The organism is Methanosalsum zhilinae DSM 4017 (genome assembly GCF_000217995.1).
GTDB classification, from domain to species: domain Archaea; phylum Halobacteriota; class Methanosarcinia; order Methanosarcinales; family Methanosarcinaceae; genus Methanosalsum; species Methanosalsum zhilinae.
Map to the genome: position 1 here is coordinate 1,992,242 of NC_015676.1, position 23,470 is coordinate 2,015,711.

A 23,470-nucleotide genomic window follows, 5' to 3' on the forward strand; every position below is an offset into this window, starting at 1 on the left:
ATAAGCACGTCTTAAAAGATACCTGTATCATTGATGAATATTAAAAAAAATACCTCCTGCTGTTCATAATCTATCTTATGGTTCGAGACAGCAGGCAGATCATCTTAGCGGTATGTTCTCCTGTTGAACGTTTCAGCTGCTTCATCCATTCTGTTCATCACGTCATCCATGCGTTTTTCCATATTATCCTCAACACTTTGAATACTGATTCTGGTCGAGCGTTCTTTGTCTTCCAGCTTCTGGTCGATTTTACGAAGTCTCATATCCACTGACAGTATCATTGCAGCAAGTGAGCCTACAAGCACTACTGCGGAGAGGATAATCAGTGCATTTGAATAGTTTGCATGGAACCGACTCAGCCATTCGTAAGTGAGTACAAAAGTAGATACAACCATTACAATTGAAAAAATTATATCACGTGCTTCCATTATATCTCCTCTCTGGTATCTAATTTACATGCATAAATAAATATTGCGATAACTGAATACCATACTGTTAAATAATGTGCAGATATATACCATGTTTTTCTAATAGTCTCTAAACCTGAATATGTTTTATAAGATAATAATGATATGTACCACCGGAGAAAAATAATTGACTTCCAGAAAAAAATTATTTAGCGAGTATATACCAATCATAGCAATGGCATGCATTCTGCTCCTTGTACAGGTTCTTGCCATAACACTGGCAATACCTATGGAAATTGGAGAGATGCAGGCGTTTGAAGATCCAGAATCTGCAGCAAACCCTCTGTACTATATTGTCCTGATACTGGTATTTACAGGAATCATCCTCCTGGCAATCAGAAAGAACATGCAGTGGATAATTCAGGCTATTATTCTCCTGGCTGTAATGTCAACACTGTACTTTGTAACCTATGTAATCCTTTCCATGACAGCTATTGCTCCGACAACAGGCCTGATAATATCAGCAGCTGTAGCATTATCATTGACAGGTTTGCTCTATGCATTCCCTGAATGGTATGTGATCGATATTGTAGGACTTGTGATTGGAGCAGGTGCAAGTGCAATATTTGGGATCTCACTTGCAATAATACCAGTTATGATCCTTCTTGTGATACTGGCAGTATATGATGCGATCTCAGTATACAGGACAAAACATATGCTCAATCTAGCTGACGGGGCAATAGATATGAAATTGCCCATAATGTTTGTAATACCAAAGCGATTAAACTATTCTTTCAGAAATGAAACAGCAGAAACCAGAAAATCAGATGAGGTATTCTTTATGGGACTTGGGGATGCTGTAATCCCTACAATACTGGTAGTTTCAGCGTACATATTTGTGGACCATCCAGGAATCCCATATCCTGTGATCGGAGCAATGATTGGAACAGTAGTGGGTTATCTGGTACTCACAGTTCTTGTCATGAAAGGAAAACCCCAGGCAGGTCTTCCCTTCTTAAACACCGGAGTAATTGCAGGCTATATTTTAGGATCACTTATTGCAGGAACACCAATTCTGTAAAAGCACTTACTCTTTTTTTTCCGGATCTGAAATATTACAGACCTCACATGTTTCATCACAGGTATTTTCACCGTTATCAAAAATGTGATCAATCGCCCTTGTACCTTCTGCAAGAACAGCTGCGTTGGAAAGGGTACCTCCAATAAGGACAGCATCAAATATTTCTTCCTTTTTAATTCCAAGTCTTCTGGCAACCTTTATGTGCATTTTAAGGCAGTGCTCACACCGGAGTGCAGAAGATACGCCAATACAGATCATTTCAATCGTTTTTGGATCTAAGCGCTTAAATTCACGCATTATAGAATTATCATACATAACCTTGGGTATAAAGAGTTCAGGTTTATCCTTCATAAAATTCAGGATATATGGAACCTCACCATACCAGTCCTCAATATCTTCAAGCAGTTGAGATACAGCTTCTTCAGGTTCTTCTTCCAGAACCTCTTTTATTTTTTCAGTATCCATGGATTATAGCCCCTATTAAAAGTATCGTCTGATCACTTGATCAGATAGAAAATCCTATATCTGATTTATTTTTGAGCTTTATTAATATATAATTTTTCATCATTGAGGGGGTAATATCAGCAACTTCCGACAGCCTGAACCCCTCATCAAATTCTATATTCCCGATTTTTTCATGATACTGGTCATAGGGAAGTTTTACTCTGAGTCCATTAAGCTGGAGTGTGATAGGAGAGGGTGTGAGCACGTTTGATATATCTGGCACCTGATCCTGTATTTCTTTCATGACCCTTGCTGCGAGAACTACAGGAGGATCCTTTGAGAGATCTTCCCTGACACGATCAACCAGTTCACCTACCTTTTTGTTCATAACATCAAGTGCATTTAGTTCCTCACTTTTGCGCATACGGTGTGGAATACGTCCAATATTGCCAATATACAGATCGGCTCCTGAAACATCTTCTGTTGAAAGTTCAGGACCTCCGGTTACAACAATCGGTATTTCGATCCCTTCAAACAAACTCGTCTTTTTGTTCATAATACAGTCACTGAATATTCCAAAGGAGTAGAGTGCAATATCATGTTCATTGATCAGTTTTCTCTCATAGTCATTAAGCATTGCAACTCTTCGCCCCATACCCCTGGCAAGTCCGATCATATTGGTGTTGGCACCATCTCTTCTGAGATGTTCAGCAATATCACAGGCCGAATGCGGAAGATGGTGATATGCAAGAGTGGGAGACACAACTGCTATCTCAACCCCTGTTAAAGGAGCTTTTGTGAGTTTGCCAAGAAGGTTTCCAGCAAGATCCTGTACCAGAGGCACATCTTCTTTTGGAATAAACATTATGAGTGTAACTTCGGTTGCTGCAGGCGTTTTCTGTACAAGATACCCGCCAATATCCTCCAGAAGTTCAAGCATCAGGCCATGCTTGTGAATACCACCTTCATATATATATGGTTCAAGTACCCTTGACATTACTATCGCCTCCGCTGATCTTTACTAGCATTTCATGGGCCTGCTCGATCCACTTATCCTGCATTACTTCCTCACTTGCAACAAATATGAATTGGTTATCTTCAAAATAATGATAACGTACTCTAAAACCTTCAGGTGCTGCCCTTATTGCCATCTCCGCAAGTTTTGACTGGAGCGTCTTCTGAGGATCATCCACAACCATATCAGCTATCACATCGATTTCGCTTTCCGGGTCATCACACAGTATTTTCAGAGTTCTGCGCTCTGGCTGAAGAACATTTGGACGCTGATATTTCTCCCATAGGTTCCCCAGAAGCTGCGGGAGATATTTTTCAGTGTCCAGTTTGATGAGTACACCCTTTTCACCTGAATTTGTTGTATCAAGAGTGGAAAAATCAGAGACCTTTACCGGAGAAAAACTTTTTCTCAGAACAATCGCCATCTGAAAAACAGAATCCTGTGGCCTAATAGATACGTATATTCTTCCAATAGCATTTACAAGGTTCAGGTCCGATATAATATCTTCAAGTATCATTCTATAGCTACTGGCTTCAGAATCAATTGCAGATTCCACAATAAACTCTTCAAGGACATCCATTGAATCAATCCTCCACAAAACCTGATGCAAGAAGTGCTGCCCCTACAGCACCTATCAGATGTGAGTTGGGAGGTACAAGAACATCGATCTTGAGCAGATCTCCCAGTGCACGGGGTATTCCTTCAATAAGAGAAGAACCGCCTACCAGTATCAGTGGCTCATTGACCTCAATTTCCTGCAGCTGCTGTTCAAATATCTGTTCCACTACACTGTAGCAGGCTGCAGCCGCAACATCTTCAGGAGACGCCCCCTTTGCAAGTGAGTTTACGAGTGACTGAATTCCAAAAACAATACAGTAGCTGTTCATTTGAATGTTTTCCTGCATACCTTTAACAGCCAGTGATCCAAGATCAGTGATATCAACTCCAAGCCTTTTGGCAGTCATTTCAAGAAATCGTCCTGATGCACCAGCACAGATACCACCCATTGTGAACATCCCGGGTATTGCATCCTCTACAGCTATTGCCTTATTATCCATCCCACCAATATCAATTACCGTTGCAGGACCCTTTTGCCTGTCTGCAAGATACACTGCACCCTTGGAGTTTACAGTGATTTCTTCCTGAACCAGCTGGGCATTAAAATGATCCCCTATAAGAAATCTACCATAACCTGTTGTTCCGATTGCCTGGATGTGTTCTCTATCAACATCTGCCTCATCCAGAGCCTTCTGAAGGGCTTTTTCTGCACTGTCTATAACCTTTACTGTAGGTACCCAGCCCTGTCCTATAATCTTGTTATCACGCATTACCACAGCCTTGGTTGTGGTGGACCCGGAATCAATACCTGCTGTTAGGCCAGACTGGGATTCCCTGGCCAGCAAGTTCTTGCGCCTTGCAACAGTTGTCAGTGCCTCCATACGGGTCAGTAGTGTAGCTGCTTTTGTCCTCTCAGTGAATGAATAGCTGATCACAGGTAAATCGGAATGATGGTGTATGTATCTTCGAACTTCATTTCTGACAATTGCAGCTTCAGCGCATCTAAAGCACGTAGTTATAAGCACACCATCGACCTTTGTAACCCCTTCAATTATCGATTTTGTGCGAGCCATTACCAGTTTAAGGTCAGGACTTGCAACTTCCAGCCCAAAATCCCTGCCCACATTATCAAGTTCATATACTGATATCTCAGGATATACCAGTTCAGCATTGACATCCTTTGCTGCTGATTCAAGTTCTGCCTGCACACCGGAATATTCAGATCCGCATGATAGCAATGCAATCTTTACAGACCTTTCCTCTGATGCACGTTCTGTTCTTCTTTTCTGAACATCATACACAGGCAGTCCTTTACCCGACAGCTGTTCTCCTGTCACTGACCGTCCTCCTCAGAATTTTCACTATTACCGTTCTGTGGCAGCGATTTCAAGAAATCTGCAATCTTTGATACAAATTCTCTGCCCTCATCCTCATTTCGAGGATAATTAACTTCAAGTACCGGAATATCCCTCTGTCTTATCAGATATTTGGTCAGCTCATTGGTCCTTGCACAACCCATGCATCCAAAAGCTATATCAGGTTCGTTAACGATTATTGCAGCCTCAGCCTCCTCTATCAGGGGGCCAACCAGAGCCATTCTGCCCCTTACACCAGAGGGAACCTCAACTGCTGCATACTTAAGTCCAAGCTTTGGTTCCCTGGGAGTAATGTTTAGAGGAGGGGAATCAATACCCACAGTATTTATTTTCTCCCGTATCTGTTCCATCATTACCAGTGGTCTATGTCCAAAGCGCCTTACAAGATCAGATAATATGAGGCTGGTTGTTGGATAAATCATGACTTTTGCCAATGGTCTCAACTCGCATTCATTCAGATTCAATAAGTTGCTTTAATTTCGATGCCTTTAATTTTTTCTTTTCTTTAAATCCTTCTGGAGAAGGAATTCCTTTTTCATATGCTTCCAGACCCTTACTTATAAGGGGAAGAATGTTGATCTCCTCCCTCAGAAAATGAAAACCTGGCCTTGGCCCTCCTCCACGAACAGCACGGCATCTTCTCTCATCTCCGGGAGAAAAACCCCTCTCTTTTACAAAAATATGATTTGGATCCATAGAAACAACTTCATCTACAACTTTTTCCACAAATCTTCTGGGTCCCTCTACCATTATCCCGAAACATGATTCTTTCACCGTAACATCTGCCTTTGAATGATATATCTTCATAGCCACATCTGAGGGAAGGACATTTTCCGAGTTCACTACTATAATCCGGGTTATTATGTCATCAGTATCCATTTCATTTTCCGGAGACATCGTCTTCCCCCATATCAGGCATTTCCACAATATACATGAAATCTCCTTCCTTCAGGTTCTTAAGTTTATGTGGTTCAAGTACTTTACCTATGATATTTGTATTGGCAAATTTTTCTCCTGTTGGTCCAAAGAGATCATCATCTTCGATCTTGATCCCGATAGTTCCCATTCTTTTTGAGGCCTGATTTGTAATTCCAATATCCCCCGAATGAATTATTTTTGAGGGAGTGTTCTCAGGAAATATTTCTTTGTGTATTTTTAGATCTTTTTCAGGATCAAATATGTAGGTCGTGTCATAGATCATGTCTGCCTTCATGGTACCCACTCTGTTGAATTTGAGACCTACCGAGCTTCTGAAATAATCGATACTCTTTGGGGCAAGATCATCGTATAGTCTTATTTTAACCAGATTTGAAGATGGAATGGTTTTTACAATCACCTCAGATCCACCCAGTATATCAATTGTGGTTTCGGGCCTCTGCTCTACAACAACTGCATCATCACTTTCATAACCCTCTACAATAATTTTCACACCGGATTCTAAGAGAGACTCACGAGCCTCATGTAAACTCATTCCTGAAAGCATTATTTGGTCCGGCACTGTCAGTACAGTAAGTCTGTGACCAGGTCGGGCCATTTTTACAAGTTCGATACCCTCCTTTACATGACCAATCACAGAATGCATGATCGTTGCCGGCATATCAGTTCTGGAAATGAACACCTTTCCTGTGCCATATCCTGCAGTTCTGACAGAAACCGAACCCTGTATACGTGGTTCAAAATTTTCATACCTGCATTTTTCACCCTGAAGCCTGCGGTCGCAAATATAAGCACTTGCAGTTGCGTCAACTTTAAAAATGCCATTCTTTACAAGGGTAAAAAAATGTTTTACACCGTAGGGAGCATTGGGGGACATCTCTACACCGATAAATGAAAAGACCTGATCATCATGCTCAAGCCTGGTGGTGAGATCCGATGTGAATATACTATTCCCTGCATGTTCCCACTTTATAACAGGTTTGATCTCAATGATCTCATCACCCTTATCAAGACCCATAAGAATATTCTTACCACTTACAACCCTGCCAAAGGCCCCATCCCTGGGCTGTCCGTATTCTCCGGTATGTTTCTGCCGGCATATTATAAGATGGGTATTATCAGTATCATATCCTCCTGCACCAAATAGAACATCAAATTTATCAAAAGAAGCAGGCTCACGTTCGATACTGATATCAGCGGAGACCGATCCAAAAGCAACTGCATCCCTGCTCAGCCATCGCACACGCTTTCCTTCAAATTTTTTGAATAGTTGCACCCATGTCTGTACAGAATATTTCTCCAGATCATTTAGTTCGATCTCAACTTCTCCCTTTGATGTTATGATCCTGTAGCTTGTCACCTCTTCCTTTCGGTATTCCTCCGAAACTTTCAGAATACCTACAGAAGTGCCTGGGTTGTGAGGGGAATCTGTATGTTCCAGTGCGTCTGCTATCGTGGAGCCGCTTTTAAGTTCAACACTTTCTCCATTAACATTCAGAATAATGGTATCTTTATCCAGGATCCTCATTTTCCTCCTTTTTATACATCAGATTGGACTGTCAGATGTTAAATATTTTCGGCTTCCATTCTCTCCTTTCCAGTAAATTCTAAAAGTACTTCTTCAGGTTCACCAATATCCACTATCTTGCCGTTTTTCATCAATGCTACCCTGTCACATACACTTTCAAGGAAATCGATATCATGAGAAACTATTATAAATGTATCGCCCATCTTCTCACGGGCATTGAGTATTGAAGAGGCAACTTCACCTTTTGTTACAGGGTCCATTGTGCCTGTGGGTTCATCCATTATCACAATATTGGGCTCCCTGATAAGCACCTGTGCAAGTGCAACCCTGTGCTTTTCCCCTTCACTGAGTTCAGTTGCCATTTTGGACAGTATATCCTTTGCTTTGCTCTCTGTGAATCCCGTTGCTGTAAGAGTTGTGATAGCTTTTCTCACAGCAAGTTCATAGGGCAGGTCCAGACCAATTGATTCTGTGAGATTATCAATTACAGATCTCTGGATATACAATCCGTATTCCTGGTGAAGTATACCCATATACTGTGTGGCACGACCCCTATTGGAAGGACCCGGGACTGTCATGTCAATCCATTCATCACCAACTCTTACGTGCACGTCCCCGCCTGTTGGCTGGATATTACCAATCAATATCTTTGAGGTCGTGGTCTTACCTGCACCACTGGTACCTGCAAGTCCATAGATCTCTCCTTCATTGACCTCAAAAGAGATGTCATTTACAGCATATACAACCCCTCTGCTAACTGAGATATATTTTTTCACCAGATTTTCAACCTTGATTATAGGCTCCCCGCTCTCAGGCCTGGAGTTTCTTTCAATGGCTCCCACATGTTTCAGGAATTCATCTGCAACTTCTTTGGGATCACCCTCACTTACGATCTCGCCTTCTTCAAGAAAGATTGCCTTATCAGCAACATCACTGATAACGTCAGGCCAGTGGGATGTGATTATCATTGACATATTGTAACGCCTGACAGCATTCATTATCACCTCATGGACTACATGTGAGGTATTTGGATCCAGGGTACCTGTAGGTTCATCTGCAAGCAGGAGCATTGGATTTTTCACAAGCTGCCTTGCAAGTACAACCCTCTGCTTCTCACCTCCGCTAAGATCACGGGCTACATGGGTCATTCGATGAGACAGCTGAACCTGATCCAGTATTTCCATTGCCTTTGAAAGAGCATCAGTACCGGTATATCCAATCTCAGTAAGTGCATTTGTCACATTGGAAATGACCTTCTCATCACCGTAAAGTGCAAAAGTACGCTGAAGCATGATTGCAATCCTTCGGGTTATCCTGCGTCTTACAGGGTCATGCACCGGAAGCTTTACAAAATCAGCGCTAAAAGGCTTGAGTTCACCTCCGCATTTTTCACATTTCTTGCCGGCTTTACTTGGAGGTTCAACATATTCACAATCCTCACAGCCTGCAAGATGGTATATAACTTCCCCACTGATATTACCGTATTCATCAAATCCTCGAAGCACATGCATCAGAACAGTTTTACCAGCACCGCTTTTACCAAGTATTCCAATAACTTCGCCTTCATTGATAGTTAGATTAATATTTTTTAAGACCTTTATATCCCCAAAGCTCAAATTGAGGTTCTTTATCTCTATAAATAATGACATCTGTATCCTCCAGGTGGATAAATACGCATTTGAATCAAATATTCTCCTGCAGTTATTTATCATTTAAATTATATAACACCATTGAGAAACTCTCTAAATAGTGTAATAAATCAAGAAGCGGATCAATATATACAATACCGCCTATAAGATAACATTTCCATTAACCCTGGGATACATAAACATATCGCATATTTTTAGCGCTGTTAACATATAAAAAAAGCATGATTCATACACAAAGATGTACCAGGAACCATAGTATTGATAGAGATCACATGGAATTTACAACATCTATCACTTCTTTTATATCATGAACTATCACATCAGCTGAGCATTGCAGTTTTTCAGATACTTTTCCCTTACCTCCAGAGATCAATACTCCCAGGTCAGCTGCCCTTAGAGCACGTATATCATTCAGTCCGTCACCGACCATGATAACTGAATCATATTCTGATTTAAGACTATGTATGATCTCCTCTTTAGTATCCACATTTGCTATTGCAAAAACCCTCTCAAAGGGGACACCGATCCTTTCTGCCAGTGGACCAAGATTTGTCATGCTGTCACCTGAAGCTATATAAATATCAATACCTTTGACTTTCAAGGAATCAATGGTATCGACTGTATTGGAATATATTCTCCCACCGGTGCTCAGCACATAAGCAATTCTGCACAGCTCAGAGTCCAGTATCAGCCCTTCTGCAAAATAGAACACATTTCTGCATTTGTGACGCACCCTGTATATAACATCCTGAAGGGATTGGATTTTTACATGGGGGTTCTTTTTAAGGATAAAAAATGCTTCCTGTACAGAAAACGGCTCACCTGAGCAGCTAATATCAATGGAAACATTATTTTCACATATGTACTGTACAATTGGGATGTGTTCATCAGCTTTGAGAATATTATCAGCATCTGTGTGCAGCATGACCAGTGCCTGTCCTGCTTTTTGTGCTACCAGTGAAATTGTTTCAATACCATCCAGTATGATACCGGTATTCGGGTCCTTTGCCACACGATACATCTGCATAAGGGTCCCTGCACTGTCAAATACCACTGCGATATTTCCTGACATATACTGAAAATTTGCATCATATATGATTAGTATTTCCACAGAACAGTGTGCCCTGCAAATTCCCAAATCATTTTATCTAGATGAAAGAATAATAGCTAATAGTAGAAAATAATGTCATCCAAATTTATTATGATATTCCTGGCACTGCTCATGATCTCATCCATGCAGGCAGTGTATGCAGCCGATGAAGAATTTCCTAAGATACTTGATCAGCCATGGGATCATTCCCCCATAACCGTTTATATTGATGATATCAATGTTCCTGATGAATACAGCCCATCCTATCGTGAACAGGTAGAAACCGCACTCAGGTACTGGGAAGAGGGTGGCAATGGTCAGCTAAGCTATAACCCTGAATTTGAGATAGTCAATGATCCACAGGCCGATATAAGAATAAGATGGGTCAAAAATCTTCAGGAGTATGAAAATGTTGAGGATGGCGTCGCCGGCATTGCCAGACCCAGAATATCAGGAAACAGATTTGTGTATGTGGAAATCGTGCTTGAGACCGGGAACTATCAGGGATTTGCATGGAGGCAATACGGAGATGCAAACATGTTAACCGTTGCCAAACATGAGATCGGGCATGCTCTTGGACTTGGCCACAGTAATGATCCGGGAGATATAATGTATCCTACATACAAGCAGAGAGAAGACATCAATCCATTGCTTGTAAGGGATACTCTTCCCCTTGTAATAGGATCTATTTTTATGATACTGATCATCACCGGATTTCTGGCCACTGGGTGGTACCGACACAGAAAACAGAGGGAACAGCTTGAAAGAGAATACATTCAACAGAATGAAGAATGATCTTAATATGATCATTGATCTTGAAAAATATTTCAGCGGAGATCCTGTGGATTTTTCCGGATATGATCTGGACCTTTCCGGTCTAACCACCTTCCAGCAGAATGTCCTGGAAAAAGTACGCAGTGTTCCCTACGGACACACCATTACTTATAAAGAACTTGCAGAAAGAATAGGAAAACCCCGTGCCTTCCGGGCAGTTGGCCAGGCCCTTGCATTGAATCCATATCCGGTTCTTATCCCATGCCACAGGGTAGTCTCTGCCCATGGGACTGGGGGATACTGTGGTGGTTTTAAAAAAAAGGATCTGAAATTCAAGATGATGTTACTGCATATGGAAAAAAATCAAACAGGTATTGCACCCAGATCAACGGCTGATGACCCCAGTTAATCTTTCGCGATACATAATATCAATTTATCCATCCAATTTTATCCGGACCTGTAACTGTTCACTTACGTTAAATTGATATATAAACAGATAAACTAATAGCACACAGATAGCATACAGGATATTTTGCTAAAACATCTATTAATACGAATCCACAGCTTATACAGGAGAATTTCGATGAAAGAACAGGTTGATGTAAAGGAATTAAAAGAAGGAAGATATGTGATCATTGATGACGAACCCTGCGTTATAAAAAGCATCTCAAAATCAAAACCAGGTAAACACGGCTCTGCCAAGGCAAGGGTTGAAGCCATCGGAATCTTTGATAACCAGAAGCGCTCAATTATAAGTTCAGTCTCTTCAAAGATATTCGTGCCACTGGTTGAGCGCAAAAGTGCACAGGTCCTCTCAATTAGCGATGATATTGCACAGCTTATGAACATGGATGATTATTCAACCTTTGAACTAAAGATCCCTGAAGAATATAAGGACAGAGTCAAAGAGGGTGAGGAAATAACCTATATCACTTCCATGGGCAAGATGAAGATAGACCTGCGATAATAAGTTATTAGGGCACAATGTTCTATAAACCAATCATGATGGATGCGCTTTCTGATTACGAGTCATCCACATACGTTATTTTTGGAGTGCCTTTTGATGCAACCTCATCATATAGAAGTGGGAGCCGCTGGGCCCCTGATGCCATGAGAAAGGCATCTCTTAACTTTGAAAGTTATAACCATTTCTACAAAATTGACCTGCAGGATCTGGCCATCCATGATTCAGGTAATTTTGAGATATCAGCATCAATTGACGAAACACTTCATGATCTGCTGGTCACAGTCAGGTCCGTTGTATCAGACAATAAAATACCTATCATGCTTGGAGGAGAGCATTCAATGAGCCTGCCATGCATCAAAGCCTGTGCAGAAAATGCAGGGAATGATTTTGGAGTACTTGTACTGGACGCACATCTGGATCTAAGAGATGAGTATGCAGGAGTTAAGTACAATCATGCATGCGTATCAAGGCACATACTGGAAGAGGTTACTGAAAATTACGTAACTGTAGGTGTCAGGAGCGGTGCCGGAGAGGAATGGGATCTGGCACGGGATAGGAACATATGCCATTACACCCCTGAAGATGTAGCAAGGAAGGGTATTGATGGGGTTGCAGATGAGATTATGGACTATCTGGACTGCAGCAGGATATATATATCTCTTGATATGGACGTATTTGACCCGGCGTATGCCCCTGGACTGGGTACACCCGAACCTTTTGGTATGAATCCATGGGATGTCCGAAAATTGATACACAGGTTTGCACCAATGTCAATAGGTTTTGATATAGTTGAAATAGCACCTGAGTATGACAGTGGCCAGGCTGCCATACTTGGTGCCAAGATAATGCGAGAGTTCATTGCAGCTTCTGCGTCCAAAAATAAAAAAATCCAATAGATAGTTAAATATATAGTTTTACCTCAATATCTGGATAATAACAATGATAGATGATAATGACGAAATAGAAACTGAATGTCCGGTATGTTCACCAAAGACACCGGTTCTGCACGACATTCTAAAAAGCGGTCAGAATCCGATGGTAAGATGCATGGACTGCGAGCATATCCATCCTGTGACAATAGAAAAGAAATCACCAGTTGACATCAGGATAATTGTAAGTGAAGGGGACAGGTCATTTGACCTGATAATGCCAATGGACCCTGAAGATGTGGTACATGTGGGTGAAGAACTGATCGTAGATGATGAAACATCAGGTGAAGCATATCCTGTAATAATCACATCAATCGAATCCGGGGACAGGAGAGTTCAAAGTGCTATAGCAGAGAAGATCGATGCACTATGGACAAGAGCCACCGGCGAGGTTAATGTCAAAATCTCAATTCACTCAGGTACTGAAACCATTCCTGTTACCACAACAGTTCCAGGAGACAGGGAGTTTATTGTTGGTGAAGAAGAACAGGTTGGAGGAAAGTTCTTTGTCATCACGCAGATAAAGGTACGGGATGGAAAGTTTGTATCAAGGTCAGGTAATACTGTCAAAGCCAAGCACATAAAGAGGGTCTTTGGCAGGAAAAAGAGCCGAAACTGGGGAGAGGGTAGGACTGCATGGAGTTTGAAGAAAAGAAGAAAAGAATGATCAATGGCCTTAAAGGGCAGGGAATAAGTAAAAAGGTACTTGATGCAATCACAAAGGTAGACAGACATCGATTTGTTCCGGAGCAGTTGGAAGGTGATGCATATTATGATACACCCCTTCCGATAGGGTACAATCAGACAATTTCTGCCCCGCATATGGTGGCCATGATGTGCGACATGCTCGATCTTGAGGAAGGACATAGAGTGCTTGAAATCGGTGCCGGGTCCGGATATAATGCTGCAGTGATGGCAGAGCTGATAGGAGAGAATGGACATATATATACCATTGAACGCATCAAACCCCTTGTAGATTTTGCAAAGAATAACCTGGAAAAAGCGGGCTATTCAAATGTTACGGTGGTTCATGGTGACGGATCTGAGGGATATCCCTCTGCGGCTCCATATGACCGTATAACTGTCACTTCTGCAGCACCAGAGATACCAGAGATTTTTCTGGAACAATTAAAACCCGAAGGCATACTCCTGATTCCGGTGGGCATTCCATATCAGGAATTATATCTTGTTCGAAAGGATTTAGATGGCAATATACATAAAGAGCCAAAGGGAGGAGTAATGTTTGTTCCCCTTGTAGGTAAATATGGATTCAGGAAAGATGATGGTTACTGAAATTATAAGTATTCAATAGGAGCATATATTTTGCTGAACAAGGGAATAAAGTAATTGATGATTTTGCATGGTCAGCAAAAGAATAATCTACACACCATTTAGTGCATTATTTCTGGTACTCCTGGTACTAATTCTGCTGGTCATAGTCAGCATACTCTTCATGGGCCTTGTGAGTACCGCTTTTGTCAGACTTGGTTTTTCATGGAGCCACGCATTTTTACTGCTTCTTTTTTCACTAATTGGAAGCAGTGTAAATGTCCCCATTGGAATACTTGAATCCAAAAGGCCCATTATAACAGAAAAATATATCAGCTTTTTTGGGATGAGATACAAACTTCCTGTGATACAGGAAAAAAAGAACAGAACAGTGCTGTCAATAAATATCGGCGGTGCCGTGATTCCTATAATAGTCTCTCTATACCTGATATGGACATTTCCACAAACTGTTCTGATATGTATTGCAGGTATTGCTATAGTGTCCCTTATAACCTGGCTGGTGGCCCGTCCTGTCAGAGGTGTTGGGATTGTTACCCCCATTATAGTACCACCCCTGGCTGCAGTTGTTAGCTCGCTGATATTGATATCACTTTTCCATCAGATGCAGGATTATATATTTATAGTTGCGTATACTTCAGGTACTATCGGAACACTGCTTGGAGCAGATATATTCAATCTAAGATCAATCAGGGACCTGGGGGCACCTGTTGCAAGTATCGGTGGTGCAGGCACATTTGATGGAGTGTTCCTCACAGGCATAATTGCAGTAATAATTGTATGAAAATATTGATCAATAATTATTTTAGCTTGAATGAAAGTATACAGATACTATGCTTACAAAAAGAATCATACCATGTCTGGATGTCACCCTTGACGAGGCTGGCGGAACTGTTGTCAAAGGAATCGAATTCGTCAATTTGAAAAAAGCAGGAGACCCTGTAGAACTTGCAAAGCGTTACAATGAACAGGGTGCAGACGAACTTGTATTTCTGGACATTACAGCCTCCCATGAAAAGCGTTCAACAATGATAGATGTTATTGAAAGAACTGCAGATGAAGTGTTTATTCCACTGACCGTTGGTGGAGGAGTTAGTTCTGTAGATCACATCCGCCAGATACTACGAGCCGGTGCGGATAAGGTTGCAGTAAATACTGCTGCTGTAAAGAATCCTGAACTGGTAAGAGAAGCCGCCGATATCTTTGGATCCCAGTGTATCGTTGCAGCAGTGGACTGTAAAAGAAATACCGATGTTGAAAATAATCCAGATAAAACAATACTTACACTGGAGGACGGTACTCCTGCCTGGTATGAAGTGGTCATATATGGAGGACGCAAGAGAACTGGCCTGGATACGGTCCAGTGGGCACATAAGCTGCAGGAAATGGGCGCAGGAGAGATACTGCTTACAAGTATGGACAGAGATGGAACATACGATGGATTTGACATTCCCATAACAAATAAACTATCCCTTGAACTCGAGATACCAATTATAGCATCCGGAGGTGTTGGAAACCCGGAACATATCTATGATGGATTTGTCAGTGGTAAAGCGGATGCTGCACTTGCTGCCAGCATATTCCATTTTGGAGAATATACCATACCTGAGGTAAAGGAATATCTCAAAAGTAAGGGAATACCTGTTAGAATCTAAAACATAAATATGCAACAATTATTTATCCCTTTGATCCAGAATAGCCGGCAATGAGCAGGAAAGTAGAACTCCTGGCACCTGCCGGAAACAGGGAATCCTTCATGGCAGCTCTTGAGAATGGAGCAGATGCCATATATATCGGTGCGCAGTCACTCAGTGCAAGGCATTATGCAGATAACTTTTCTCCTGAAGAAATAAAGGATGCAATTGATCAGGCACATGCAAGAGGAGTAAGTGTATATGTTACAGTAAATACACTCATAAAAGACAGTGAATTGGATTATGCCATTGAGCTTATCCATGAACTATATATTCATGGTGTGGATGCCATAATTGTCCAGGACCTGGGACTGCTTCACCTGCTAAAAGAGAAGATGCCTGATCTACCAGTTCATGCCAGCACCCAGATGAACATTCACAATACTGAAGGTATCAGATTTCTTCAGGAAGCAGGTGTTGATAGAGTAATACTGGCACGGGAAATGAGCCTGGATGAAATACAAGCCTTCAAAAAAAATACAGGAATGGAGATTGAGGTTTTTGTACATGGTGCCATCTGTTTTTCCTACTCGGGCCAGTGCCTGATGAGCAGTATGATAGGAGGCAGAAGTGGAAACCGTGGCCACTGTGCCCAGCCCTGCAGACGAAGATACAGGCTCAGGAACAAAGGAGAAAATGTGGAAACAGGGGGAGAATATCTGTTAAGTACAGGGGACCTCTGTACTGCTACAATATTGCCCCAGCTTATTGAAGCAGGGATTGATTCCTTTAAAATAGAAGGACGGATGAAAAAGGCAGAATACGTGGCCGGAGTAGTCAGGATATACAGGCGTCTAATTGATAGATATATGCAAGATCCAGAAAATTATTTTGTCCTGGACAGCGAATTGGAAGAACTTACTCAGCTTTTCAACCGGGATTTTTCAACAGGATATCTCATTCCAGGTGAAAAACTTCTGAGCATACAGCGTCCATATAACAGAGGTATGATAGCAGGGGAGGTTATAGGATACAACATGCAACGTTCAAGTATGCGCATCCGTCTATGTGAAACCCTGAGAATTAGAGATGGGATCGGCATTGAAAGCGGATGTGATAATGTCGGCCTGATAATCTACAAAATGTATGAGAACGGGTTGCCTGTAGATAAAGCAGAAAGCGGTTCTGTGGTAGAAATACCATCTGATCATGCATTAAAATCCGGTACTGTATACAGGACAATGAACAATCTTCTGATCAGTGATCTAAGATCAACATATATATCACCTGCAAAAGGCAGAAAAGTACCTGTAACAATAGAGGTTTGTGCAATGGCTGGAAAGCCTCTGAGAATCCAGGTAAAGGATATGGATTCGAATCAGGTTTGCGTCCATTCAGAGTACATCATTGAAAAAGCAAGGACAAAACCAACAGACAAAAGCCAGATAGCAGATATCATGAAAGGATTGGGAAATACTATATTTGAACCTGAGAATGTGATCATAAAATCAGAAGATGATATATTCATACCTCTTGGACAGCTCAAGAACACCAGAAATCAGGCTATCAGAGATCTTACTGATATTAGAGTAATAAAATGGAGAAGAGGTTCAGTAATCTCTGAAAAATATTCACAGCAGATTATTGAAGACAGATATAAAATAGAATCTGAGAAATGGACAGATAATGAGGAGGTATATCTAAGTGTCCTTGTAGATAGCTTGCAGGATATGAAAAGTTCAATAGACGCAGGAGCTAGCAGGATATACTTTGCAATTGATAGTCAACATTCATTAGACACACTGAATCTTAATGATATGGCACAGTACGCACATAGTGCAGGATGTAGTATATACTTCCATACACCACGTATCACCAGAGAGGATGATATGGATATGGTACATAAAATATTCTCATATGCATCACAGATAGCAGATGGCGTACTGGTATCCAATCCCGGTACATTAAGGATTGCAAAAGAATTTGATCTGCCGGTAATTGCCGATTATCCAATGAATATATTCAACATCCCATCTCTTAAATTTATCATGCAGAAGGGAGCCTGTAGTGCGGTGCTATCTCCTGAACTTACAATGGAACAGATTGAAGCCATTGCACAGAATGGTTCTGTGGAATGTACTGTACATTCAAAAATGACCCTCATTGAATCAGAATGCTGTGTGATATCAGATATATTCGGGAGTGATGGATGCAAGATGTTATGCAGGAACGCAGAATTTGAAATTGTGGATGAGAAGGGGTATTCATTTCCACTGAGATTTAAAAGTAAATGCAGAACTTCTCTCTTAAATTCCAGAACACTTTGTATGCACAATCATATCCCGGATATTGTCAAAGCAGGTGTATCCGGAGTTATAATTGATGCCAGGAATCTGGATGAAGATCTGAAGAGAACAGTGAAGCTGTACAGGAAGGCAATCGACAATGCACTTGCAGGATCTGATCAGGTATCCTGCATTCAGAAGGGATCAGAATATACCACCGGCCATTATTTAAGGGGAGTCCTCTGAAAAAATCCAGAAAATTGCTGGAAGATATAAACAGATGATCCAGAAAACAGTTTCAGTCCACAATAACCGAAAAAAAAGATTATTCTCAGGAAAGATTAAATAATTTCAAACCCATCTATTGATGGATAAAAATGATAGGAATACCTGAAGTAACAACTATTATACTCGCAGTACTGGCTGCATTGATATTATATAAACTTCTGAAAACTGTAAAGAGCCTTGTGATCAATGCAGTACTGGGCCTGATCGTACTGGTTGGTGCAAATATACTGTTCGGACTTGGAATTGCATATACATGGGTAGTAATACTGATATGTGCAATTGGTGGAATATTTGGTGCACTTCTGATAATACTGTTGAACCTGCTGGGAATTGCATTTTAAGGCAGTTATGTCCATACCAGTATGAAACAAATATTGAGAGCCTTATCAGAACAGTTCATATTGAACCTATAACCCCCTGAATGGTGTGGCGAATGTATTCCTTACCCCTGAACACCTTTTTGGATCTCGTTTCTTCTATATCCATATATCCAGAGCAACTGAACAGTTTTTCAATCTCTTCAACTGTAAAGTAGTGGTAGATAATTCCGTTTTTTCTCAGAAAAGTATCTTTTTCAATTTCATCTCCTCCGTACCTCATATCTTCCACACCAAATACTTCAAAGAAAAGATAGCCCTTATCCTGTATTACCCTTAAAATTTCCTCTGCAGCATCTTCTCTTTCCTCCTCAAATAAATGGTGCAGAACCCCATAACATACAATACCATCAACTGAATTGTCGCACAGGGGAAGACGAGTTAGATCTGAGACCATATATTCTGCACTACATCCATACTTATCAAGATAGGACCGTGCAGCCCTGATGCCATTCAAGGACACATCTATGCCGATAACTCTATAGTTCCTTGAGAGTGGTAACAGATAGCGTCCGTTACCACACCCTGCATCAAGTACCCTTGATCCTTCAGGCAGGTGTTCCCTGATAGCTTTGATTGACCTGGGACCACCCCATACAAGAGATTCATATTCCCGATCCCATGCCCTGAAATGTGGTTTAAGATCGAAATTACCTATTTCCGGGTTCATATCGGAATGCCTCAGTAAACCTCCTTACCAGAAAATCACTGTCAAGGGAAGATAGAAACCATCCAGCCTTGGGTCCGGAGCTCTGTCCAAGGATCACTGTGTATATTGCTTTGAAAAGATCTTTGGGATTCACCTTCAGTTCAGTTTCCTCACATCCCAGAATGTCTGCCATCTTGCTGTGTATCCTGGATCCCACATCCTTTGCCTGATATACAAGATTATGATACTGTTCACCACTCATATTCCCCTCCTCCTCAATCACCTCAGCCATGGCTGCCAGAAATGCTTTCTGGGTATCAGAGAGGGTGGCGGTCTGGGGTGGCAGGTCATCCCTTACACTAAACTTTGCAAATGGAGGAGCATACATATCAAGCCAGTTTGCTACATTATCTACAAGTTCCTTTATACACTTGCGATTATCTGTACTGTATCCTGCTCTTTTTAAAATTTTGAGTATCTGTTCAAAATCACCATGTGCAACCTGATATAATGTTACCATGTGCTTGAATGGAATCTCAGTATGACATATACCACTTGCTTTTGAGAGCTCAAGCACACGTCTGTTGTAATCAGGGAGCTGATCAGCCTGATTGAGACGTTCATATTCATCAACCAGTGTGAGCAGGGGAAGTCCTGGATCAAACTGAATATGCTTTTCAGGTCTGGTCCTTATGATCAGGTACCTGAGAACTTCCGGAGGAACTACTTTGAGCATATCGGATATTGATACCACAACGCCGGTTGATGAGGACATGGCACCCTTATCGGCCAGCATTATCCATTCATATACCACCGGATAAGGTGGCTCGTATCCAAATATTTCCCGGGTGATCCGTTTTCCAGTATCATATGACCCACCTCTTGATGCATGGTCTTTTCCAAATGGCTCCACTGTAACACCAAGTATCTTCCACCTTGCAGCCCAGTCAACACGCCATGTGAGTTTACCACCTCCCTGCATGGATACTGTTCCGGAATGTCCACAGGAACACGTATAGTCTACAGTTTCAGAATCAGCATCAAAACCTGTCACTATTGTGGTATTGATCCTGCCGCACTCTTCACATATGGGATTGAAAGGGCTCCAGTCACTGGCAGGCTTTCTGCCGGAAACCTCTGATAATATGTCAGCAATTTCATCTCTTTTTTTGAGTGCTGTCTTAACAGCTTCAGTATAAGCACCACTTTTGTACAGTTCATCTGCCCTGTATACCTGTGGCTCTATCCCCAGTTTTTTCATTGACTCAAGGAAAGGATTTAGAAAATGCTCTGCATAGTTGGCACAGTTTCCACATGGACAGGGAATCTCTGATAGTGGCATGCCAACATATTCAGAATAGTTCTGGGGGAGGAATGGATATACCTTTCTAAGAGGATCAAAAGTATCAGCAATATAGATCAGATTTACACTGTCTTCCATATCCAGCAGGGCACGATAAACTGCATCTGCGGTTACAACCTCTCTCATATTACCAATATGTATGTGCCCTGAAGGAGTGATCCCTGTTGCAACAACATTTTCTTTTCTCTGTTCCAGTACATCTTCTGCTACAACATCTGCCCAGTGTATGATTTCTGCCATTATTTCACCAGATTCTGCTTAAATTTAACCAGCTCATATTGAATATTTCATAATATTAGCTATTCATGTGATTTCAAAATTTCCTGTAGACAGGACAAGCATTTGTAATACACAAAAATAAGTCCTCTACTATAAGTTCATTTCCTGCATGTTAAATGTTTTAAAGGATAAATTATTTATTCCACATCAATATCTAGAATAATTAATATGGTACCCAGAAAAGCATTCATGACAAAAGGTGTTGGAGTCCATAAGGATAAACTGGCATCTTTTGAATTAGCATTAAGAGAAGCAGGTATAGAAAAATATAACCTTGTAACCGTTTCAAGCATATTACCTCCCAACTGCAAGGTCATTTCAAAAGAGCAGGGATTAAAAGAACTCAAACCCGGGGCTATCGTCCACTGTGTTCTTGCAAAGAGCCAGACAGATGAACCGTACAGGACTCTGGCTGCAGCCATTGGAAATGCTATTCCGGTCAATGAAGATAACTATGGATATATATCAGAACATCATTCCTTCGGTGAAGACGAAAAAGCCGCAGGGGAATATGCAGAAGATCTTGCAGCAACAATGCTTGCAACTACCTTTGGAATTGAGTTCGATGTTGATTCTGCCTGGCATGAAAGGGAAGATGTATACAAGGCAAGCGGGCACATAATAGATACAACCCATATATGCCAGTGTGCAAAAGGTGATAAGAGCGGGAAATGGACAACTGTAGTAGCAGCAATGGTATTTGTGGAATAACAAAATCAGCTACCCTCCTTTGCGGAAGGAGACTCCTGCTCTAAAATTTGAACTTATATTATAGTTCAAGCATGTAGTATGTATTGCATCCATTGCAATACATAACTAATTTTCTTCCGGTAATTAAAAATATTAATAGATCAACCTTGATATTATGACCCGTATAACCCAGAACCATTATAAGAATACTCAAAGCGTACTGATAGATATATTCCAGCTGTACAATTCCAGGGAACCAGATTCAAATGAAATGCAATCACTCCTAACAGAACTGGGCACCCATGGATCACATTCCAGAGAAGCGGTGATATACGAAGATGAGGAAATGCAGCACATCCACACAAAAAAAGTTACATCAGGATCTTACAGAAACTGAATTTGCACTACAGTGGAACTGATCAGTTCAATGATCAGAAATATATCTAGCAGTCGACCCCCATATCAAGAAAAACCTCAATATCATCCTCAATTTCTTTAAAGTAACTGTGATCCTTTACTACATATCTTCCATTATCAATTGACTCAAGGAAACCATACCAGTATACAACCATACCTTTCCCATAACGACTTTGATAATGACGCAACTGTCGATGGTGGTGACCAAAATGTTCCCTATCACTTCCAAAAAGAGCTTTACTTTCAATCCATGATATCAGGTTTCCATCAATTTCAAGTGCATTTTCAAGCAAGAAGTCCGGAGTTTTGGATGTACCTTTTCTTTTCAGATCCTTTTCTGTGAGAAATTGGACTTTCCTGATTCCAAGCCATTTCTCAAGAAGTGACTCACCGGCTTTGCCGCGGAAATCATGCATTCTGTGTGCTTTTGGGGAGAAAAAACAGTCTGCATCAAGAGCATTGACAATCTCATTTCGAAGACGTCTGTCAGATATCTGTTGCGGATCCTTAAGTATTTTTTTAGCAGGGTGACCCATTTCCTTAAGTATCATTGAAGCCATCAGTGAAGCAGGAATATGATTCTTATTTGCAATACTGAGAATACTTTTACCAGCTTTCCATTGCATTAAATGTATCCTTCTTTTTCGGTTAACACATGGATGTATCCTTTTTACCCGGGATACTATTTTTTGATTAAAAATAGTTAATATAACACCTGCAGGCTCCCCATACTCGGAAGAAATGTATGCAACATCCTCCATAGAATTCAGGGATGTGTAGATCTGATTATAGGTTTCAATATCCATTCTCGCCTGCTCCGGACACTCTTATTTTCAAAAGACACTCAGTACACCTTTTTTTTGTGCAGTATTTTTTTGCATATTCTACAATCAGTGCATGAAATTCCTTATATAGTCCTGTATCTTCCGGAATTTCAGATTCAAACAGTTCCTGGAGCTGTCTGTAATTGCCACTAACATCCATACACTCCATGATCCTTGTAGTATATGCATCGATAACAAATTTTGGTTTTTCAGCAGCATATAATATAATACTGTCCGCAGTCTCATAGCCTATTCCTTTAAGGGAAAGTAGTTCCTTTCGCATTTTATTTACAGGCAGTGAAAAAATATTATTTTCTCCTCTTCTGCTGAAATGTTGCGCAATTTGCTTTAAACGTGCAGCTTTTTGTCTGTAAAAGCCACAGCAATACACCAGTTCTTCAATTTCCCTGATATCGGCTTCTGCCATATTCTCAGGGTCAATAAGACCCTTTTTTTGCATCTGACCTATAGCTCTTTCAACATTTGTCCATTTCGTCTGCTGTGTTAAAACCGCACCAACAACAACTTCAAAAGAAGTATCTGCAGGCCACCAGTTCTGTGGTCCAAACTCATTGAAAAGAATGTTATATATTCGTGTCAGATCTACAGATTTCATAACTCAA

The 23,470-nt window shown here is 41.1% G+C and carries 27 protein-coding genes; 13 read left to right on the plus strand and 14 right to left on the minus strand.

All coding sequences use genetic code 11. From position 1 onward, the window contains the following. Positions 1 to 104: 104 nt before the first annotated feature. Positions 105 to 428: a hypothetical protein gene (locus MZHIL_RS09455; protein ID WP_013899152.1), complete on the minus strand. Its 324-nt coding sequence runs from the start codon at positions 426 to 428 to the stop codon at positions 105 to 107. A 166-nt stretch (positions 429 to 594) separates the two neighbouring features. Between MZHIL_RS09455 and MZHIL_RS09460 the strand changes: the two genes are divergently transcribed. Then, positions 595 to 1,488: a presenilin family intramembrane aspartyl protease PSH gene (locus MZHIL_RS09460; RefSeq protein ID WP_013899153.1), complete on the plus strand. Its 894-nt coding sequence runs from the start codon at positions 595 to 597 to the stop codon at positions 1,486 to 1,488. Positions 1,489 to 1,494: 6 nt separating this feature from the next. On the opposite strand, the gene MZHIL_RS09465 is transcribed toward MZHIL_RS09460, so the two are convergent. The 9 genes from MZHIL_RS09465 to MZHIL_RS09505 form a co-directional block, all read right to left on the minus strand. Beyond that, positions 1,495 to 1,953, minus strand: coding sequence for a carboxymuconolactone decarboxylase family protein (locus MZHIL_RS09465; RefSeq protein WP_013899154.1), 459 nt, complete (start codon positions 1,951 to 1,953; stop codon positions 1,495 to 1,497). Between the two features lie 40 nt (positions 1,954 to 1,993). Further along, positions 1,994 to 2,929: a methanogenesis marker 7 protein gene (locus tag MZHIL_RS09470; RefSeq protein ID WP_013899155.1), complete on the minus strand. Its 936-nt coding sequence runs from the start codon at positions 2,927 to 2,929 to the stop codon at positions 1,994 to 1,996. Further along, positions 2,913 to 3,527 carry a methanogenesis marker 17 protein gene (locus tag MZHIL_RS09475; RefSeq protein WP_013899156.1) on the minus strand — a complete coding sequence of 205 codons (615 nt, stop codon included), beginning with the start codon at positions 3,525 to 3,527 and terminating at the stop codon, positions 2,913 to 2,915. The genes MZHIL_RS09470 and MZHIL_RS09475 overlap by 17 nt, the downstream gene beginning before the upstream one ends. A gap of 4 nt (positions 3,528 to 3,531) precedes the next feature. Continuing rightward, entirely contained in the window at positions 3,532 to 4,806 is a 1,275-nt protein-coding gene (locus tag MZHIL_RS09480) for a methanogenesis marker 15 protein (protein WP_048815713.1), read from the minus strand. 32 nt (positions 4,807 to 4,838) lie between these two features. Continuing rightward, complete coding sequence (locus tag MZHIL_RS09485; protein WP_048815714.1) at positions 4,839 to 5,315, minus strand: methanogenesis marker 5 protein; 477 nt, start codon at positions 5,313 to 5,315, stop codon at positions 4,839 to 4,841. Positions 5,316 to 5,331: 16 nt separating this feature from the next. Continuing rightward, complete coding sequence (locus tag MZHIL_RS09490; protein WP_013899159.1) at positions 5,332 to 5,778, minus strand: methanogenesis marker 6 protein; 447 nt, start codon at positions 5,776 to 5,778, stop codon at positions 5,332 to 5,334. Continuing rightward, positions 5,762 to 7,345, minus strand: coding sequence for a methyl-coenzyme M reductase-associated protein Mmp3 (mmp3, locus tag MZHIL_RS09495; protein ID WP_013899160.1), 1,584 nt, complete (start codon positions 7,343 to 7,345; stop codon positions 5,762 to 5,764). Before mmp3 ends, MZHIL_RS09490 begins: the two co-directional genes overlap by 17 nt. A gap of 38 nt (positions 7,346 to 7,383) precedes the next feature. Continuing rightward, positions 7,384 to 8,994 carry a methyl coenzyme M reductase system, component A2 gene (gene atwA / locus MZHIL_RS09500; RefSeq protein ID WP_013899161.1) on the minus strand — a complete coding sequence of 537 codons (1,611 nt, stop codon included), beginning with the start codon at positions 8,992 to 8,994 and terminating at the stop codon, positions 7,384 to 7,386. A 268-nt stretch (positions 8,995 to 9,262) separates the two neighbouring features. After that, positions 9,263 to 10,105, minus strand: a complete 843-nt coding sequence (locus tag MZHIL_RS09505) for an HAD family hydrolase (protein WP_013899162.1) — start codon at positions 10,103 to 10,105, stop codon at positions 9,263 to 9,265. 72 nt (positions 10,106 to 10,177) lie between these two features. Between MZHIL_RS09505 and MZHIL_RS09510 the strand changes: the two genes are divergently transcribed. The 10 genes from MZHIL_RS09510 (at position 10,178) to MZHIL_RS09555 (ending at position 18,589) form a co-directional block, all read left to right on the plus strand. Further along, a complete protein-coding gene (locus MZHIL_RS09510) occupies positions 10,178 to 10,879 on the plus strand; it encodes a matrixin family metalloprotease (protein WP_245527543.1) in 702 nt (233 codons plus the stop codon). After that, entirely contained in the window at positions 10,845 to 11,267 is a 423-nt protein-coding gene (locus MZHIL_RS09515) for a methylated-DNA--[protein]-cysteine S-methyltransferase (RefSeq protein ID WP_245527544.1), read from the plus strand. Before MZHIL_RS09510 ends, MZHIL_RS09515 begins: the two co-directional genes overlap by 35 nt. A 174-nt stretch (positions 11,268 to 11,441) precedes the next feature. Further along, positions 11,442 to 11,825 carry a translation initiation factor IF-5A gene (locus tag MZHIL_RS09520; protein ID WP_013899165.1) on the plus strand — a complete coding sequence of 128 codons (384 nt, stop codon included), beginning with the start codon at positions 11,442 to 11,444 and terminating at the stop codon, positions 11,823 to 11,825. 17 nt (positions 11,826 to 11,842) lie between these two features. Next, the gene (speB, locus tag MZHIL_RS09525; RefSeq protein ID WP_013899166.1) at positions 11,843 to 12,721 is read left to right on the plus strand and encodes an agmatinase; all 879 of its coding nucleotides are present in this window, start codon (positions 11,843 to 11,845) and stop codon (positions 12,719 to 12,721) included. Positions 12,722 to 12,764: 43 nt separating this feature from the next. After that, complete coding sequence (locus MZHIL_RS09530) at positions 12,765 to 13,421, plus strand: HVO_0476 family zinc finger protein (RefSeq protein WP_013899167.1); 657 nt, start codon at positions 12,765 to 12,767, stop codon at positions 13,419 to 13,421. Further along, positions 13,391 to 14,047: a protein-L-isoaspartate O-methyltransferase gene (locus MZHIL_RS09535; protein ID WP_013899168.1), complete on the plus strand. Its 657-nt coding sequence runs from the start codon at positions 13,391 to 13,393 to the stop codon at positions 14,045 to 14,047. Before MZHIL_RS09530 ends, MZHIL_RS09535 begins: the two co-directional genes overlap by 31 nt. 67 nt (positions 14,048 to 14,114) lie before the next feature. Then, the gene (locus MZHIL_RS09540) at positions 14,115 to 14,825 is read left to right on the plus strand and encodes a DUF1614 domain-containing protein (protein ID WP_013899169.1); all 711 of its coding nucleotides are present in this window, start codon (positions 14,115 to 14,117) and stop codon (positions 14,823 to 14,825) included. A gap of 49 nt (positions 14,826 to 14,874) precedes the next feature. Further along, positions 14,875 to 15,696, plus strand: a complete 822-nt coding sequence (gene hisF / locus MZHIL_RS09545; RefSeq protein ID WP_013899170.1) for an imidazole glycerol phosphate synthase subunit HisF — start codon at positions 14,875 to 14,877, stop codon at positions 15,694 to 15,696. A 50-nt stretch (positions 15,697 to 15,746) separates the two neighbouring features. After that, positions 15,747 to 18,206, plus strand: a complete 2,460-nt coding sequence (locus tag MZHIL_RS09550; protein WP_013899171.1) for a DUF3656 domain-containing U32 family peptidase — start codon at positions 15,747 to 15,749, stop codon at positions 18,204 to 18,206. Positions 18,207 to 18,337: 131 nt separating this feature from the next. Next, a complete protein-coding gene (locus MZHIL_RS09555) occupies positions 18,338 to 18,589 on the plus strand; it encodes a pro-sigmaK processing inhibitor BofA family protein (protein WP_013899172.1) in 252 nt (83 codons plus the stop codon). Between the two features lie 55 nt (positions 18,590 to 18,644). On the opposite strand, the gene MZHIL_RS09560 is transcribed toward MZHIL_RS09555, so the two are convergent. Beyond that, positions 18,645 to 19,295 carry a class I SAM-dependent methyltransferase gene (locus MZHIL_RS09560; RefSeq protein ID WP_013899173.1) on the minus strand — a complete coding sequence of 217 codons (651 nt, stop codon included), beginning with the start codon at positions 19,293 to 19,295 and terminating at the stop codon, positions 18,645 to 18,647. Continuing rightward, positions 19,276 to 20,877 carry a lysine--tRNA ligase gene (lysS, locus tag MZHIL_RS09565; protein ID WP_013899174.1) on the minus strand — a complete coding sequence of 534 codons (1,602 nt, stop codon included), beginning with the start codon at positions 20,875 to 20,877 and terminating at the stop codon, positions 19,276 to 19,278. Before lysS ends, MZHIL_RS09560 begins: the two co-directional genes overlap by 20 nt. A gap of 207 nt (positions 20,878 to 21,084) precedes the next feature. Here lysS and MZHIL_RS09570 point away from each other — a divergent pair, with 207 nt between their 5' ends. Both MZHIL_RS09570 and MZHIL_RS09575 read left to right on the plus strand, forming a co-directional pair. Further along, entirely contained in the window at positions 21,085 to 21,627 is a 543-nt protein-coding gene (locus MZHIL_RS09570; RefSeq protein ID WP_013899175.1) for a pyruvoyl-dependent arginine decarboxylase, read from the plus strand. Between the two features lie 154 nt (positions 21,628 to 21,781). Next, the gene (locus MZHIL_RS09575) at positions 21,782 to 22,003 is read left to right on the plus strand and encodes a hypothetical protein (RefSeq protein ID WP_013899176.1); all 222 of its coding nucleotides are present in this window, start codon (positions 21,782 to 21,784) and stop codon (positions 22,001 to 22,003) included. Between the two features lie 46 nt (positions 22,004 to 22,049). Here MZHIL_RS09575 and MZHIL_RS09580 read toward each other — a convergent pair whose 3' ends face one another. Beyond that, positions 22,050 to 22,829, minus strand: a complete 780-nt coding sequence (locus MZHIL_RS09580) for a C15orf41 family protein (protein WP_013899177.1) — start codon at positions 22,827 to 22,829, stop codon at positions 22,050 to 22,052. Beyond that, positions 22,819 to 23,463, minus strand: coding sequence for an endonuclease III domain-containing protein (locus MZHIL_RS09585; RefSeq protein ID WP_013899178.1), 645 nt, complete (start codon positions 23,461 to 23,463; stop codon positions 22,819 to 22,821). Before MZHIL_RS09585 ends, MZHIL_RS09580 begins: the two co-directional genes overlap by 11 nt. Positions 23,464 to 23,470 lie beyond the last annotated feature (7 nt).

Bases quoted from the DNA above. Each gene is read 5' to 3' on its own strand.
- MZHIL_RS09455 (WP_013899152.1), bottom strand. From the start codon at position 428: ATGGAAGCACGTGATATAATTTTTTCAATTGTAATGGTTGTATCTACT.
- MZHIL_RS09465 (WP_013899154.1), bottom strand. From the start codon at position 1,953: ATGGATACTGAAAAAATAAAAGAGGTTCTGGAAGAAGAACCTGAAGAA.
- MZHIL_RS09470 (WP_013899155.1), bottom strand. From the start codon at position 2,929: ATGTCAAGGGTACTTGAACCATATATATATGAAGGTGGTATTCACAAG.
- MZHIL_RS09475 (WP_013899156.1), bottom strand. From the start codon at position 3,527: ATGGATGTCCTTGAAGAGTTTATTGTGGAATCTGCAATTGATTCTGAA.
- MZHIL_RS09490 (WP_013899159.1), bottom strand. From the start codon at position 5,778: ATGTCTCCGGAAAATGAAATGGATACTGATGACATAATAACCCGGATT.
- mmp3 (WP_013899160.1), bottom strand. From the start codon at position 7,345: ATGAGGATCCTGGATAAAGATACCATTATTCTGAATGTTAATGGAGAA.
- atwA (WP_013899161.1), bottom strand. From the start codon at position 8,994: ATGTCATTATTTATAGAGATAAAGAACCTCAATTTGAGCTTTGGGGAT.
- MZHIL_RS09510 (WP_245527543.1), top strand. From the start codon at position 10,178: ATGTCATCCAAATTTATTATGATATTCCTGGCACTGCTCATGATCTCA.
- MZHIL_RS09520 (WP_013899165.1), top strand. From the start codon at position 11,442: ATGAAAGAACAGGTTGATGTAAAGGAATTAAAAGAAGGAAGATATGTG.
- speB (WP_013899166.1), top strand. From the start codon at position 11,843: ATGTTCTATAAACCAATCATGATGGATGCGCTTTCTGATTACGAGTCA.
- MZHIL_RS09530 (WP_013899167.1), top strand. From the start codon at position 12,765: ATGATAGATGATAATGACGAAATAGAAACTGAATGTCCGGTATGTTCA.
- MZHIL_RS09535 (WP_013899168.1), top strand. From the start codon at position 13,391: ATGGAGTTTGAAGAAAAGAAGAAAAGAATGATCAATGGCCTTAAAGGG.
- MZHIL_RS09540 (WP_013899169.1), top strand. From the start codon at position 14,115: ATGGTCAGCAAAAGAATAATCTACACACCATTTAGTGCATTATTTCTG.
- hisF (WP_013899170.1), top strand. From the start codon at position 14,875: ATGCTTACAAAAAGAATCATACCATGTCTGGATGTCACCCTTGACGAG.
- MZHIL_RS09550 (WP_013899171.1), top strand. From the start codon at position 15,747: ATGAGCAGGAAAGTAGAACTCCTGGCACCTGCCGGAAACAGGGAATCC.
- MZHIL_RS09555 (WP_013899172.1), top strand. From the start codon at position 18,338: ATGATAGGAATACCTGAAGTAACAACTATTATACTCGCAGTACTGGCT.
- MZHIL_RS09560 (WP_013899173.1), bottom strand. From the start codon at position 19,295: ATGAACCCGGAAATAGGTAATTTCGATCTTAAACCACATTTCAGGGCA.
- lysS (WP_013899174.1), bottom strand. From the start codon at position 20,877: ATGGCAGAAATCATACACTGGGCAGATGTTGTAGCAGAAGATGTACTG.
- MZHIL_RS09570 (WP_013899175.1), top strand. From the start codon at position 21,085: ATGGTACCCAGAAAAGCATTCATGACAAAAGGTGTTGGAGTCCATAAG.
- MZHIL_RS09575 (WP_013899176.1), top strand. From the start codon at position 21,782: ATGACCCGTATAACCCAGAACCATTATAAGAATACTCAAAGCGTACTG.
- MZHIL_RS09580 (WP_013899177.1), bottom strand. From the start codon at position 22,829: ATGGATATTGAAACCTATAATCAGATCTACACATCCCTGAATTCTATG.
- MZHIL_RS09585 (WP_013899178.1), bottom strand. From the start codon at position 23,463: ATGAAATCTGTAGATCTGACACGAATATATAACATTCTTTTCAATGAG.